The 13,332-nt window shown below is 65.4% G+C and carries 13 protein-coding genes and 3 pseudogenes; 9 read left to right on the forward strand and 7 right to left on the reverse strand.

The window, feature by feature from the left end; translation table 11 throughout:
* Nucleotides 1–2: 2 nt before the first annotated feature.
* Nucleotides 3–404, reverse strand: a pseudogene (locus ACFQ79_RS30880) (IS481 family transposase); the annotation flags it as partial.
* 184 nt (nt 405–588) lie between these two features.
* Here ACFQ79_RS30880 and ACFQ79_RS30885 point away from each other — a divergent pair.
* Nucleotides 589–933 (forward strand): hypothetical protein, encoded by a 345-nt coding sequence (locus ACFQ79_RS30885; protein ID WP_383589598.1) that lies wholly within the window; start codon nt 589–591, stop codon nt 931–933.
* Nucleotides 934–1,307: 374 nt separating this feature from the next.
* Nucleotides 1,308–2,261, forward strand: coding sequence for an ATP-grasp ribosomal peptide maturase (gene tgmB, locus ACFQ79_RS30890; protein WP_383589600.1), 954 nt, complete (start codon nt 1,308–1,310; stop codon nt 2,259–2,261).
* A gap of 191 nt (nt 2,262–2,452) precedes the next feature.
* Here the strand turns inward: tgmB and ACFQ79_RS30895 are convergent, their stop codons facing one another.
* Nucleotides 2,453–2,671 carry a hypothetical protein gene (locus ACFQ79_RS30895; RefSeq protein ID WP_383589602.1) on the reverse strand — a complete coding sequence of 73 codons (219 nt, stop codon included), beginning with the start codon at nt 2,669–2,671 and terminating at the stop codon, nt 2,453–2,455.
* A 1,050-nt stretch (nt 2,672–3,721) separates the two neighbouring features.
* Here ACFQ79_RS30895 and ACFQ79_RS30900 point away from each other — a divergent pair.
* Nucleotides 3,722–3,877 (forward strand): annotated as a pseudogene (locus ACFQ79_RS30900) (DUF2399 domain-containing protein); the annotation flags it as partial.
* A gap of 153 nt (nt 3,878–4,030) precedes the next feature.
* Here the strand turns inward: ACFQ79_RS30900 and ACFQ79_RS30905 are convergent.
* Nucleotides 4,031–4,434, reverse strand: a pseudogene (locus ACFQ79_RS30905) (IS200/IS605 family accessory protein TnpB-related protein); the annotation flags it as partial.
* Entirely contained in the window at nt 4,427–4,966 is a 540-nt protein-coding gene (locus ACFQ79_RS30910; protein ID WP_383589604.1) for an IS607 family transposase, read from the reverse strand. The pseudogene ACFQ79_RS30905 and the gene ACFQ79_RS30910, both read right to left, overlap by 8 nt.
* Before the next feature lie 966 nt (nt 4,967–5,932).
* Between ACFQ79_RS30910 and ACFQ79_RS30915 the strand changes: the two genes are divergently transcribed.
* Together ACFQ79_RS30915 and ACFQ79_RS30920 are read left to right on the forward strand one after the other, a co-directional pair.
* Complete coding sequence (locus ACFQ79_RS30915) at nt 5,933–6,094, forward strand: hypothetical protein (protein ID WP_383589606.1); 162 nt, start codon at nt 5,933–5,935, stop codon at nt 6,092–6,094.
* Nucleotides 6,095–6,265: 171 nt separating this feature from the next.
* Nucleotides 6,266–6,463: a hypothetical protein gene (locus ACFQ79_RS30920; protein ID WP_383589608.1), complete on the forward strand. Its 198-nt coding sequence runs from the start codon at nt 6,266–6,268 to the stop codon at nt 6,461–6,463.
* Between the two features lie 109 nt (nt 6,464–6,572).
* Here the strand turns inward: ACFQ79_RS30920 and dmpI are convergent, their stop codons facing one another.
* Nucleotides 6,573–6,755: a 4-oxalocrotonate tautomerase DmpI gene (gene dmpI, locus ACFQ79_RS30925; RefSeq protein ID WP_383589610.1), complete on the reverse strand. Its 183-nt coding sequence runs from the start codon at nt 6,753–6,755 to the stop codon at nt 6,573–6,575.
* A gap of 139 nt (nt 6,756–6,894) precedes the next feature.
* Between dmpI and ACFQ79_RS30930 the strand changes: the two genes are divergently transcribed.
* Nucleotides 6,895–7,779, forward strand: a complete 885-nt coding sequence (locus ACFQ79_RS30930; RefSeq protein ID WP_383589612.1) for a LysR substrate-binding domain-containing protein — start codon at nt 6,895–6,897, stop codon at nt 7,777–7,779.
* Nucleotides 7,780–7,865: 86 nt separating this feature from the next.
* Here the strand turns inward: ACFQ79_RS30930 and ACFQ79_RS30935 are convergent, their stop codons facing one another.
* The gene (locus ACFQ79_RS30935) at nt 7,866–8,168 is read right to left on the reverse strand and encodes a hypothetical protein (protein WP_383589613.1); all 303 of its coding nucleotides are present in this window, start codon (nt 8,166–8,168) and stop codon (nt 7,866–7,868) included.
* A gap of 1,661 nt (nt 8,169–9,829) precedes the next feature.
* Between ACFQ79_RS30935 and ACFQ79_RS30940 the strand changes: the two genes are divergently transcribed.
* The 3 genes from ACFQ79_RS30940 (at nt 9,830) to ACFQ79_RS30950 (ending at nt 11,559) form a co-directional block, all read left to right on the forward strand.
* Complete coding sequence (locus ACFQ79_RS30940) at nt 9,830–10,639, forward strand: L,D-transpeptidase (protein ID WP_383589615.1); 810 nt, start codon at nt 9,830–9,832, stop codon at nt 10,637–10,639.
* 417 nt (nt 10,640–11,056) lie between these two features.
* Nucleotides 11,057–11,317, forward strand: coding sequence for a type II toxin-antitoxin system Phd/YefM family antitoxin (locus ACFQ79_RS30945; RefSeq protein WP_383589617.1), 261 nt, complete (start codon nt 11,057–11,059; stop codon nt 11,315–11,317).
* Complete coding sequence (locus ACFQ79_RS30950; RefSeq protein WP_383589619.1) at nt 11,314–11,559, forward strand: type II toxin-antitoxin system RelE/ParE family toxin; 246 nt, start codon at nt 11,314–11,316, stop codon at nt 11,557–11,559. The genes ACFQ79_RS30945 and ACFQ79_RS30950 overlap by 4 nt, the downstream gene beginning before the upstream one ends.
* Before the next feature lie 1,075 nt (nt 11,560–12,634).
* On the opposite strand, the gene ACFQ79_RS30955 is transcribed toward ACFQ79_RS30950, so the two are convergent.
* Nucleotides 12,635–12,859, reverse strand: a complete 225-nt coding sequence (locus ACFQ79_RS30955) for a hypothetical protein (protein WP_383589621.1) — start codon at nt 12,857–12,859, stop codon at nt 12,635–12,637.
* Nucleotides 12,860–13,332: the final 473 nt, after the last annotated feature.

Here is a 13,332-nt window from a genome sequence, read left to right on the forward strand (position 1 = left end):
GTCTCGTCCGGGTGGATCTCGCTGTAGGCCAGGCGGGAGTGGTCGTCGACGGCGGAGTGGACGTAGTCGAAACCCATGTTGTTGCGGGCGGCCCGGCCGGCCTGACGGCCCAGGGTCTTGTGACCGCCGCCGTCGGGGATCCGGCCGAGTTTCTTCACGTCCACGTGCACGAGTTCGCCGGGGCGGTCACGTTCGTAGCGGCGGATGGCGATGCCGGTGGGACGGTCGAGCCAGGCGAGCCGGTTCAGCCCGTGCCGGGTCAGGATCCGGTGGACGGTCGAGGCGGGCAGTCCCAGGATCGGGCCGATCCGGGCGGGTCCCAGCTTGCGGGTCCGCTGCAGGTCGCAGACTTGCTCCTCCACCGTGGCCGGCGTCCGGTGCGGGGTCATGCCCGGCCTGCTGGAGAAAGGTTCTTTTGTCGCGAGGACGATCCACGTCACTCGACCCACCCGAAATAGGTAAACCATACTCAAGATTCTCTGGCGCGCGGGAATACTAAACTGAGGGTGATGCGCGGTCCCCTGGCGAGTCGTTTGACATAGTCCAGTGCACCCACATCTCTCTACACCATTACGAAAAGAGTGGACCATGACAGCATTACTCGCCGTAAAATCGATCGGCGTTGAACTTGGAATTACGGCGGACGTCGCCTTCGAGAGTGACCCTATATACACCGAGGCCACGCTTTTCCCGCTTGGAACCACGGACATGCGCGTTCAGATCAACGAAGCCGAGGCCAGTGACCCATCCCTCCGCCCTCTCGGGATGCGCTACGGCGTGAGCATGGTAGGCGGCGGATCCCACCCCTGGCGGCCGGGCGAGTTTAGGCCGCCCGGCCGGGATGGAGAGGGTGAGTACACGCTCCACGAGACCATGAACCTCCAGACGATCTTCAACCAGGACAACGATGTGGAACAGGACTACTTCGACTAGGCGTGAGAGCGGCAATCTCTATAAGTCACGTGAGGCCAGAATAACGCTGGCGGCACAGGGTTCCGCTTGAACGTGGACACGCGAGCGTGTCGCCTCGGATTGGCACGCTCGTATCCAAAGCCCGGAACCAGCCGCATCGCTGCCCCGCGGCTTTTTCATGGCACTCACGGCTGCGACGTTAGCGCGGAGCGCCGTTGCCAGATGCAGAAAAGATTCCCAACTGCGAATTCTTTACCGCAGTCGTCAAATAAGCCGAGGCGGCGCACTGGGAGCATCTGAGGCAGCCCCGCAGCGTGCGGATCGGTGTGGGTCGCATCCAGCAAGATCCGGCTCGACTTGCATATCCCTGTGGACCCTCCACGGAAAGGCCCTACATGTCTATCAGTTCCAATTCGCGAGTTCTGATTCTCACTTGCCCGGCGGACTCGAGTGCCACTCTGGTCACTCAGGAACTTGACCGGCGCGGAGTAGGGTACTCCAGGTGCAATCCCGGAGATTTCCCGCAGAGCCTTCGTTTGAGAGCGACGCTTGACGACCAGTGGGTGGGGTTCCTGGAGGGTGACGGTGAAGTAATTGATCTTTCGGCCGTCGGTTGCGTTTACTATCGGCGGCCGACGAAGTTTGAGTTCGCATCAAGCATGTCTAATCCAGAGAAGTCATTCGCCAACAGCGAGGCGAGGATGGGATTCGGCGGCGTTCTCAGCTCCATGACGAAGTGGGTGAATCACCCTGCTGCAAATGCTCACGCCCAGATAAAGCCTGTCCATCTTGCAGTGGCCAGAACATGCGAGCTGACGGTTCCTCCAACTTTAGTCACAAACGACCCTGTCGCCGCACAGCAGTTCGCCCGCAAGCACGGGAAGATAATATACAAGACTCTCAGCACCCCTTCATTCTCAGATGAAGGGAAGCTCAAGGTGACGTTCTCGACTGTTGCCGACGAAGCAGATCTCGATAACTCAGTTTCCCTGACCGCCCATCTTTTCCAGAAATGGGTGGATAAGGAGTTCGAGGTGCGACTGACTGTGGTCGATGAAGATTTCTTTGCTGCGCGAATTGATGCATCCTCTGCAGAGTCCGCCATAGACTGGAGATCCGACTACGAAAGTCTGAGTTATTCCGTTGTCGAAGTCCCCTCAAAGATCAGATCGCGAGTCGGTCGCATGATGGGGATGCTTTCTCTGAGGTTCGCCACGATGGACTTCATCGTTTCGCCGTCCGGTGAGTGGAATTTCGTCGACCTTAACCCGAATGGTCAGTGGGGATGGATCGAGAAACGCACGCAGATGCCGATCTCCTCTGCTCTAGCAGATGCCTTGACAGCCTGAGACATTCGTTTCAGGACCCAATCTGCTGGCCCGAAGGCCCAGCGGGTCGGTGTTGTCACGTTACCGAGGTCACGGAGCTGGCCCCGCCCAGCCTCTACCGGGGCCTGCTGCACATATGCCGGCCGCTTCGCCCACGCCACACGGCGCAGGCTCTTCCGCCGGCGCAACCCCCGGGGTGGTATTCACAAGTCTCACCAGAGGGTTCGGAAGAAGGCGACTGCGGTGACGGTGCGGACGATGCCAGCGAAGGTGTCCGGCGGGCCGCTGTAGCGAGTGGCGAGAATTTTCCAGTCCTTCAGGTGTGCGATCGCTCTTTCAACCGCAGCGCGGAGCACGCTGATGGACCGGTTGAGGATCTTGTCGGATCCGGGCCGTTCACGGACCGGTGGCTTTCGCCGGCCGATGAGCATGCCGGTCCCGATGCAACCCAGGTGGCCCATCGTCTCCCGTCGGCGAACAGATCCGGAAAATCTGATTCGCCCCTCCACCACCTCAAGCACTCTCCAGCACAAGTGCCCTGGCGGGAGCCACTCCGGGCACTCTTCGGCATCTCGAGATCACGCTCGCGGTCACACAGCAGAACTCCCGCCCCGCCGGCCCAGGCTCCACCATCCCCGCAACAACCCGAGCCGAACATCGAATCGCTCCTCGGTGAGCGCTAAGTTCGAGTTCATCGATGCCGAGTGCGCAGCATCTATTTCGAGAAACGAATATACGCCGCCGGTTGCGAAGATGTACGCACGGCTCGAGGTGTCCCGCTCCGGATTCCATGAATGGTGCGTCCGGCCTCTGCCGATAACCGCCCGGTGGCGGAATAATCTGAAACTGGTGATTGCCAAAAGTGCGTCTACCTCGCGGTGGTGTCCCTCGACCCGACCGGCACCGGCAGCAAACGCTGGGCCACCCGCCGGAAGCACGCCCTCCAGGCCTTCGGCATCGCCTTCGACGGACGCCTCACCAACAACCGCATCTGACCCTACAAACCAACCACGATTACACCGAAAAGACTTTACAGCCCTGCCCACTGCCTGAAACCGCACCCGCAGTCGTGGGCGACGCAGGCGGACGGCCGCCTCACACTGGACAAACGTCATCGCGCCACAATCGCAGAGTGGAGTAGAGACCACTCACCCGGAAGCCGGGATTCCATGATCATCTGAGGTCGGCACGACAGGTACCCCCCTCAGCGTGCCAACACAGGGCCTGTCCCGGCTGGGGCCGGGACAGGCCCTGCATATCCAGCAACAACGAGGGGCCCGCGCGACCAACGACACAGCGCCTCCCGGGCACAGACAACCCGAAGATCATCCCGTCGCCGCCCGGATAACGTGCCGCCGCTCCTGGTCCTGGTCCTCAACATCGGTGCCCGAGGCGACGACGCGGTATGCGACTGGCTGCGCGATGCCACCGGCTCCGGCACTCCCTTCCGCCTCGCCCTCCACCAGCTGGCGGCAGCAGACGTGGCCCCCGCCGCCCGCGAGATCCACGTCTGCGAGAACCCCGCCCTGCTACGTGCTGCCGCCGCCGAACTCGAAGGCCGCGCTGCCGCCCTGGTCTGTACCGAAAGCATCCCGTCGGCCGCCTGCCACAAGCTCCTCGCTGACGCTGCCCAGTTCGGTACCCGCCTGCACTGGCGCGCGGACTTCGACTGGACCGGCCTGCGGATCACCGCTTCCGCAGTGGAACTGCTGCGCCGCCTGGACCTGGCGCATGAGCACCGCCGACTGCCGCAGGGCCCTGGCAGAAGGCGATTCCACTCCCCTGGCTGGACCGCCCGCGGCCCGCTTGCTGCCCTTCTTCCCGAGCGGGAGGGACAGGCGGTGCATCAGCGTGCGGGTACTGGCTTCGAGGTTCTGGATGTGCGCGAGCTGACAGCGCTGCGACAGCGCCCACTGGTCGTGGGTGGCCTTCGTGATCGCACCCGTCCACCGCGACGACGACAGCGGCGTCAGCTCCCGTTTGCGGGCCGCCCACGTGTCCGTGGAGTGCTCGTTGCCGTCCGCGCAGCGGGCCTTGAGATCGGTGGACGCCAGCCGGCCGAGGTGCTCGCCGGCCAGGCGCAGTGCCTTTTCGTCCTCGGTGGTGAGGTTTTTGAGGCGCGTATCGCGACCCCGGACGGGCCGAGGGCGACGAACGGCGCGTCGATGGTCCGGAGCTGCTTCTTCTCACTCATCGGCGGCAGCCGCCTCAAGGGCCTTCTGCGCGCGGTTCTTCGCCGAGCGGCGTCCGTACAGGCGGGCGCAGAACGAGGTGGGTACCTCGACCATGTCGCGGACCAGATCGTCCTCGGCCTCGCCGTCATCGAGCACGACCAGGCGACGGCCCGTCGCGGACAGGGCGGCCTCGACGAGCTCGACGTTCATCCGGCCGAGGCGGTCCTTGTGCTCGACCACCACGGTCGTCACCTTCGGATCCGCGAGCAGGCGACGCGCCTTCGTGCGGGCGCCGTTCATGCCCGAGGCGATCTCCGACTCGATGCGCACCACCGGCTGCCCGGTCTTTGCCGCCCACCCGGCCAGCCGCGCGACCTGCCGTTCCAGGTCCACGCCTTCGGACGGCGCCGCCGAGGAGTTCGCCTCGACGTTCACCAGGATCGTGCGCGGTCCCACGCGCGTCGCGGGGACCGGCAACCTGCCCTCACGGAACCAGCGATAGGCGGTATGCGGATGCACACCGTTCGTCTTCGCCCACTCCTTGAGGTTCATGCCACGATCACAGCGCCAACCAATAGGCTCTAATGCTCACTAAAGTTGACTCAACCCCGAACAGTTCAACACCCCCAGAGACACGAGGAGCGTCAACACCGTGGTTGCCTCTTCGCCCGGGGTAATGATCTGATACTGCCGCCGCCGGTTACCTCCCCGCCGGTTGCACCGTCTACCAGGCCGTAAGGGAGCAGGAGGCGGTATACATCGCGCGAGCATCACAGCCCGCAGCGGATGGCCAAGCCAGCGGATCCGCTCCGGCTTCTTCGCCGGCCCGGCCTACTACGTCCTGCACGACATCGAAAGCGACCCCGAGCACCGCGAACTGACCGCCGCCCTGCACACCGCCCTCTACGGAAACCCCGTCCCTCCTGGCCCGCGCCGCCCTCCATGCACCCAGACACGCCTCAGGGCCGCCCCACCCCCGTGACACGCGATAGCCCCCGAACGGAAGGTGACCACCGCCAAGGGGGCTTTGCCGCCACTCCAAGGAGGGTAGTCTTTGGAGCGCGAGACTTAACTATGGGCCCCCGGCCAGGAAAAGCGCTCACCGACAGTGATACGCAGAGCGGTCGACGACTGCTGGCCCCCTCCCACGGCGGCCTCTCGCGCTCCTGCTCACGGCCTCACGTAGCGCCTCTTCTCGCGCTCCTGGCCGCACTAGGATGGCGTCCGGCACGCGGGACGGGTTTACCCGCGCGGGCCTTGCAGACAGCCGCTGCACCTGGACAGCACGCTGTTAACTCATCCTCATCGAACTGGCGCCCCTGTCCTCATGCCTACGCGACGGCGGTCCCTGCCGTGGCCGAGCAGCCTGGTGCAACGCGCGTAGATCCGTGAGGTCACAGAAAGCGAGGCGAGCTGAACTCCTAGTTGCCGAACTAGTCTGCTTGTTCAAGATTCGCATTGAGGTACGACGGGGGTCCACTGGCGGCCAGAAGCCCAACCGGCAGCTCGACGCGCTGGGTGAGGCCGGGTGCCGACGGGACCTTCGCCGACAAGAAGTCAGCCAAGGACGGTCTGGGTCCGGAGCTGAAGGCATGCCACACCTTCCTCAACGCTGGCGACACCCTGGTGGTCCCCTCGCTGGACGGGTACGGCGGCTCGCTGAAAGAACTCATCGACTGATGGGCGAGCTACGGAACCGCGAGAACAGCTTCACCTGCTTGCACGAGCGCCTGGACACCACCGCCCCGGCGGGCGGCTGGTCTTCCACGTCTTCGCCGTGCTGGCCGAGTTCATCAGCGAGCTCATCGTGGCGGGCACCCGCGAGGGCCGGTCGACGAGGAGATTCTACAGATGGCCCGCGACTTGCTGCCCAACCCGGAGAACAACACCACCGCCATCGCCAAGATGCTCGGCGTCTCCCCGGGCACCCTCTACAACCGCGTTCCGGACCTGCGCGGGCTTCGCGCCGGCGGCATCCCGCACCAGCTCGAAGGAGCGGAGCGGTGTTCCCGGGCCCGCCGTGCGGAGGACCGGCTTAGGGAGCGTTGATCCCTTCATACGGAGGGACCGTAACTGTCCGAGCACCGCGCGTGTGGCCCAGGATCACCTGACGCAGCCGAGGCGGGGAACTGCGCATCCGCTCACAGCATGCGTAGGGTCACTTGTCGGCGGCGAGCTTGCCGCCGACGCCGAAGCTGTCGGTGGGGGTCTCCTCGATGAAGACCATCACCGTCTCAGCGGGGATCTTGTAAGTCTCGACGAAAGCGTCGGTGATCTTTTTGATCAGCTCCCGCTTGAGCTCGACGTCGCGGGGGCCTTGCTGGACGGTCACTGCGGGCATGGCTGCCTCCTGGTCCTGTTCTTGAAGCCGTACGGCTTGAGCCGTGGCGCAGGCCCAGTTCACCGCCCCGCGCTGTGGCGATCAAGGCACACTTGACTCACACACTGATCACGGATCGTAATGAGTGAAAGAGGTGGGTATGGAGTTGCGGCAGGTCAGGTACTTCCTCGCGGTGGCCGAGGAACTGCACTTCGGACGCGCCGCCGAACGGCTGCGCGTCGTCCAGCCGACCGTCAGCCAGCAAGTCCGCAGGCTGGAAGGCGAACTCGGCCTGGAACTGTTCGACAGGACCACCCGCAGCGTCACACTGACCACTGCGGGGCACGCCTTCCTGCCGCGCGCCCGGGCCATCGCGGCGGCCGAGGAAGCGGCACTGGAGACGATGACCGCGTTCCACGCCGACCGGCTCACGACGTTGCGTGTCGGTACCAACACCGGTCTCGGCTCACGCCTGGAGCAGCTGTTGGCGGATATAGCACACCATGCGCCGGAGGTCACGGTGGAACTGCACAACGCCCCACCCGGGCCCCGGCTGCAACAGGTACGGGACGGCGTACTGGACGCCGCCTTTGTGCGCGGGGTCGGTCAGAGCCCGGGGCTCGACCTGATCCCGGTATGGCGGGACGAACTGGTCGCGGCGTTGCCCGCGTCGCATCCGCTGGCCGCATGCGAACGCGTCGAGCTCGCCGACCTGGCCTCCATGCCGCTGCGCATCGCACCACGCCACGCCAACCCGCACCTGGTCGACCTGATCACCACCGCCTGCCGGGCCGCAGGCTTCGAGCCTGTCATGGGCCCCGCCTTCACCACCGACCAGGACACCCTCGCGGCCATCGGCAGCGGCAAGCCCACTTGGACCGTCTTCTACTCCTCCAAGGCCGCGATACTGCCCACCGCCCGCACCGCCTTCCGCCCGTTCGCCCCGCCCGCACCCGCCCTGCAGACCTACCTCGCTGTCCGCCCGACCGCTTCCGCGCGACGCCTGGCTCCCCTTTTGAACGCCTGCCGCCCTCAGGAATCCTGACCGGAAGGAGTTCCGCAGGCCGGGGACCGGCGGCCAGATGACTTCCCGCCCCGAAGGCCACGGACCGGTCCCCCGAGAACCGGCCATCACGAAGAGGGAAAGGCGTGGATGACAGCCCGTACATCGAGGCGGGTGGAAGCCATGGCCTGGAGAGATTCGGCATGCCCGGTACATGCATGGACGATGGCAAGGAGCCGGCCCCGCTGGTCCTTGTACTGCACGATCAGCTCCGCCGAGCCGCCGCAGAGCCGGCTTTCCGGACTCTGGGCCAGATCCGAGACTTCACAACCCCCTTGCGGGGCATCAGCACGCAGGTGCAGGAGGCTGCCGAGGGCCCTGAGGAAGACGGCGGCTTTCGTGCGGCGCTGCCCGGTGGCCGGAGCTGCCACGCGGCCCCGTGCGGCCTGGGGCCGCACGGGGAACGGCCCTCCCGGCACAGCCGGCCGGCCGCGCTCCCCCCCGCACTGCTGAAGCGATGGGAGAGCCGTTGGGGCGCGGATCGTCCAGAGCCAGGTGGAAGATTTCCCGGCCAACCGTACGTTCACGGTCCGTCCCGGCGTTGTCCTCGTCTTCCTGTTCTTCGTCGTCCTCGTAGTCTTCGTTGTCGGCCCAGGCACCCCGTTCGAGAAACCGGGGCTGTGGTGCCGAGATGGGGGGCGGGGCGCAGGGCGGGCGTGCGCTGGGTGCGGGCTGTGCTGGAGATTCTCCGGGGGTGAAGGCACGCGGGGCATCGGACGGTGTTGCCGGCCCTGGCCCGGGTCGCCCACGTGTGGTCACAGGCATAGCAAGTAAGTGCGACCGGCGAGCGGGTAGACCGGACCGGCACCGTGAGGGGAGTCCCGCAGCCGCCCCGCTGGACCGGGCAGCGCGTGGTGTTACCGGACAGGCGTGTGGTCACACTCCTGCCGCACACATGGCAACGCACAGTAACAATCGCCGGAATGTCCTCCGCAGCCGTCGCCATCCGCGCCCACCCTCTCCCGACCATGCATCCCGTGCGCTGTCATGCCGAATTCAGAATCCCGCACACACCAACCAGGCACAAACCTCCCACACACTCCAACGGCGTAGTCCCCAAGGAATTAGCTCGAGGGATCAGCACTGCAGGCCTGTCACACGGTCAGATCAGCGGGCTGGTTCCGTGGATATGCCCCTGACCGCCGACTCGATGCGGACAGAATTCCTGGCAGAACAGCGGCCTCACGCCGGGAGGAGCACGGGACCGCTGCTGGAATCCGCCGTCCTGTAGGAACGCCCTGAAAAACGGTATACGGCATTGGCTTGGGAGGGCGCCCGACAGCGGGCGGCAGACGGGTGACTTCGTGATTGGTCCGGCCGGTCGGGGCCGTATGCACGAAAGTGCCCGGACACGCGTGCATGCGGTCCGCGCGCGGGGCACTCCAGCGGTGACGGGCCGGTGCCCGGCGGGATGCGCCAGCCGGGCAAGAGCCACCCGTACGTCTGCGCACACCTGCGCGGAGTCGAGGCGCCATGCGACGATCACCACCCCGAACAAGAGCGTCCGCCAGTAGTCCATGCTCATGCTCAGCCAATCCCTCGAGATGGATCCCGCCTGCGGATCTACCACCACAGCGAACCCTGTGCTCTTGCGGCTCGCGGCCTGCTGCTGAGGGACGCTCTAACCGCCGCTGTCGGGGCTCCTGGTACCCGACTGCCGGCTCGCGCTGGCTGGCAGACGCGTTGATCATTCAGGCATGGGTCTGTGTCGGTGCGGTTCTTAGTGTGGGAGGTAGGCATGCCTGCGCGTGCTTTGTGGAAGCGGGGCGCTTTGCCGGTGTCCGCAGGAGTGATGCTCTTGGCTTCCGCGATGCTGCCTGGGGAGGAAGCACCCCGGACTGTGCTCAGGAACAAGGGTGGGGTTGCCAGGCAGGTAACGGACTCCCGTTCCGGCATCGCATCTGCCACCGCCGTGACTTCGCCTTGGGTGGCAGGGAGCCCCTCCCGGCCGTTGTTCCGGGTTGATGGGGGGCGGCCGGCCGGGGCTGGGGTGCTGGCTGTCCGGTTCGGTCCGGGGCCGGGTGTCTACGGGGTGGGGCAGCCGCTGACGGCGCATCTGAGTTACCCGGTGCCGCAGGGCGACCGGTCGGCGCGGGCAGCGGTCGAAGGGAGGCTGCGGGTCACGTCTGTCCCGCATGCCGGAGGATCCTGGCACTGGGTGGACGCCCAGACTCTCCACTTCAGGCCGCCGTCTTTCTGGCCTGCGCACGCGGTCATCACCGTTCGCAGCTTGCTCGACGGTGTGAGGATCACAGATTCGCTGTACGGCAGTGGGTCGGAAGCGTTGAAGATCACTACAGGGGACAGAGTCGAGGCGGTTACCGACGTCGCCCGGTTCACCATGACCGTGTACCGAAACGGCCAGGCCATCAGGACTATTCCGGTGACCACCGGCAAGGACGGCTACCGGACACGCGCAGGGATCAAAACCGTCCTGGAAAAGCAGCCTGCTATCCAGATGAACAGCGAATCCATCGGCATCCCCAAGAACCACCCCGATGCCTACGACCTCACCGTCCGCCATGCCATCCGGGTCACCTGGAGCGGCGAATACCTCCACGCCGCACCCTGGTCAGCCGACGCGCACGGGGCAGAAAACGTCAGCCACGGCTGCACCGGCATGAGCACCAGCAACGCCGCGTGGCTCTACAACACCCTCACCCCAGGCGACGTCATCCGCGTAATCAACGGCCCCGGACCACAAATGAACACTTTCGACAACGGCTACGGAGACTGGAACCTCAACTGGCCCCAATGGCAAGCCGGAAGTACCCTGCCACCCCCACCAACCACAGAACACCCACCCACCCCAACCGCCCCACGAATGACCCCCCAGCTCTGAAGTGCCGCACGCCCGCCCTCGTCCTTGCCCCAAGGGCGCAGGGACGAGGGCGGGTTCGACGGTCCAGTTGCCGTCAGCAGCACGGGCAGCGGCGGTCCGGGCGCGCGGGTCACGTGCAGTCGGCTCGGAGATCTCAGGGCCGGGGCCGAGGGCCCGAGGCATGCGGTAGTCACTGCCCCAGTCTCGCCCGCGCCGGGCCCGCGAGGCGATGTGTGTGGCGTCTGTCCGCCGGCGACGGCAGGGATCTGTGCGTCGATCACGGTCGTGCCGGGAGGCGGGATGGGTTCGTCACGCACAAAGTCGTTCGCTGCGGGAGGTACAAGCCTCTTGATCCGGGATTTCCGCAACAGACGGCGCAGCAATCACGCAGACGATGCTGGCGCGGCAGAATGTGCACACTTCCGTAAGGTGCCATGCATGACGGAGACGACGTATTCGATCGTGGAAGCCCGCGCCCGGCTGGGCGCCATCGCGCGCGAGGTCAGCGCCACCCGTGAGCCAGTCGCCATCACCGACCACGGGCAGACCATCGCCGTACTGGTCAGCCCCGCCGACGCCCTGGAATTGCAGGAGCTGCGCGCACTGGCCGCCTACCGCGGACGCCAGGCCCATGGGGAAGACGCCAGCGTCCCCCACGCCGAGGCGTACCGCCGTGTATTTGGCGGAGCTGGGGCATGAGCTACGAGGTCATCTGGGAGCCCGAAGCACTCGCGCAGGCAGAGCGGTCGGCCAAGGACGACCCCGACGGAGTCCGGCAGGTGTTCACCGCCGTCGACAGCCTCGCCGACAGCCCCCGCCCTGACGGCGCGTTCGGCAGCGCCGACCTGCCGCGCATCCATGTCGCCGCCTACCGCGTGATGTACGAGATCAGCGACCAGCAGGTCCGCGTCAGCGTCATTCATCTCGGACGCGTACGCTGATCGCACCCCAGAACAATCGCCAGGCCGGACTCCCCTACACAAGTCCGCCTCGATACGGCCTTCTCGCAGCGAGACCAGAGCCGGGGCTCTCGCTCTCTGGGCCCTCTTTGATGGCGCGCCGCCGCGCCTTGCGGTTAGAGCAAGGCTGTGCCGTGGGTCAAGGGACAGACCCGCTTAGCGTGAAGCCCGGAACATCGCCCTGCCCGGGTCGGCAGCCGCGCCGGTTGTCTGGACCCGCGCGCCCATCACCGGAAGTGCTCGCGCAGTACGTCGCGCGGGGAGGCCGACTGCCGGGACGCAGCCCCGTCGAGGTTCTGCACGGCGACGGCTCCCATTCCGTCTCCGTCACGGCGGCCCCCGCTCCCAGCAAATGCCACAACCGCCAGCCAGGCGGCCGACACGTACGCACTCCAGACCGTTCAGCCGGATGCCCATCCGTCCACCTGCGCCAGCACTGTTCGCGGCTGGGGCACGTCCTTGGCGAAGCCACCCCTCTACGGCACCCACCCACGTTGCCTGGACTGAACCGTCCCTCGCCGCACATCAGCACTGGGCCGCGTCGTCTCAACAAGCCTGTTCCACAACCTCCCAGACAAACAGAAACATGGAGTAGTTTCTACTCTCTCGGAAGCCATCGATTCATGATCTACTTTTCATGCGATAACAATTACTGGCTCCCCCGCCAGATTTCGCATCGTGGGCTGCCTTCACCTGCACAGCGAAAAGGCAGCCCACACCAGATCACCCTGCGCTTGGACCGTGCCGCCCGTACATAGCCTTCACTTCCGGCGTGAAGGCTATCTCCACCAGGCACGGCTATTCCCGTACTAATGGCTGCATATCCGACACCAGTACCCTCTCCGGACACAGGCACCCGAAGATCGTCTGGGCGGCTCGGCGGGCCGCCTGGGGACTGCAGATTCCGTTCAGCGTCAACGCGTGGCCTTCGGATAGGCGCGAGTACGTGGCGCATCGAGCATGGCGGAACAGGTGTCCGATGCGGAGCCTCTGGATTCAATGAACGTGATCTTGACAGTCGGCCCATGACCGCCCCTCAGTTCTCACGGCCTTGCCTTCAGCTCATGTGATCAACCAGGTACTGGCCGACGCCGCTCTGCCCGATGGGCCGGGATGAGTTTTCCCTTTTCTCACCGACTATTTTCACGTCGGGATCCGGATTCGTCGCTTGCGCAACGGTGCCGACCGTGCCGCTCAAGCCCTGGATTCCGGCTGCCAGGCAGAAAGCGGCTGTGGCGGCTGCCGCAGAGAATCCGATCTTATTGCTGCGTGCCAAGTGCATTATATTCACCTTGCTTGAAGTCTCCCTGAATCACGTATCCGAGGAGGTGGCATCGGATGCCTGGATCCGAATATGGCACCGCCGGGTGGTTTGAAGGAAGGAGAAGGGATGGCAGGTTCCTGTGCCCGTTGCAGGAAGATGCCATTGCGCTTGCAGTGCGCACTGCGTCGTGCGGGATGCGAGGGCCCTCGGTGCGCCGGGACCCGAGCGGTGCGGTTGGCCCTTGCGGGGTTCGCTTGCTGCGGAGTGTCTGGGCAGGGGGTGGGCCTCCTGTGCTGTGGGGGAGTGGGGGGCGATGATCCCCTCGAGGTGTCCCGTTTTCTGTCTTCTAGGTATTGCTTGCTCAGGGTTTCTGTGCTGTGGGGGAGTGTGCTGGAGGTAGCCAGAGAAGGTTTCTGATCCATTCCGTAGTGGACAGGCAGTGATCCTGATGACGACGACCACGATCTCGCCGGGCGGGCAGCAGCGTTCCG

This window comes from Streptomyces sp. NPDC056480, assembly GCF_042795405.1.
Classification (GTDB): Bacteria; Actinomycetota; Actinomycetes; order Streptomycetales; family Streptomycetaceae; genus Streptomyces.

What these genes read in the sequence shown, in the direction of transcription:
- ACFQ79_RS30885 (WP_383589598.1), top strand. Translation starts at nt 589, where the DNA reads ATGACAGCATTACTCGCCGTAAAATCGATCGGCGTTGAACTTGGAATT.
- tgmB (WP_383589600.1), top strand. Translation starts at nt 1,308, where the DNA reads ATGTCTATCAGTTCCAATTCGCGAGTTCTGATTCTCACTTGCCCGGCG.
- ACFQ79_RS30895 (WP_383589602.1), bottom strand. Translation starts at nt 2,671, where the DNA reads ATGCTCATCGGCCGGCGAAAGCCACCGGTCCGTGAACGGCCCGGATCC.
- ACFQ79_RS30910 (WP_383589604.1), bottom strand. Translation starts at nt 4,966, where the DNA reads ATGAACCTCAAGGAGTGGGCGAAGACGAACGGTGTGCATCCGCATACC.
- ACFQ79_RS30920 (WP_383589608.1), top strand. Translation starts at nt 6,266, where the DNA reads ATGGCCCGCGACTTGCTGCCCAACCCGGAGAACAACACCACCGCCATC.
- dmpI (WP_383589610.1), bottom strand. Translation starts at nt 6,755, where the DNA reads ATGCCCGCAGTGACCGTCCAGCAAGGCCCCCGCGACGTCGAGCTCAAG.
- ACFQ79_RS30930 (WP_383589612.1), top strand. Translation starts at nt 6,895, where the DNA reads ATGGAGTTGCGGCAGGTCAGGTACTTCCTCGCGGTGGCCGAGGAACTG.
- ACFQ79_RS30945 (WP_383589617.1), top strand. Translation starts at nt 11,057, where the DNA reads ATGACGGAGACGACGTATTCGATCGTGGAAGCCCGCGCCCGGCTGGGC.
- ACFQ79_RS30950 (WP_383589619.1), top strand. Translation starts at nt 11,314, where the DNA reads ATGAGCTACGAGGTCATCTGGGAGCCCGAAGCACTCGCGCAGGCAGAG.
- ACFQ79_RS30955 (WP_383589621.1), bottom strand. Translation starts at nt 12,859, where the DNA reads ATGCACTTGGCACGCAGCAATAAGATCGGATTCTCTGCGGCAGCCGCC.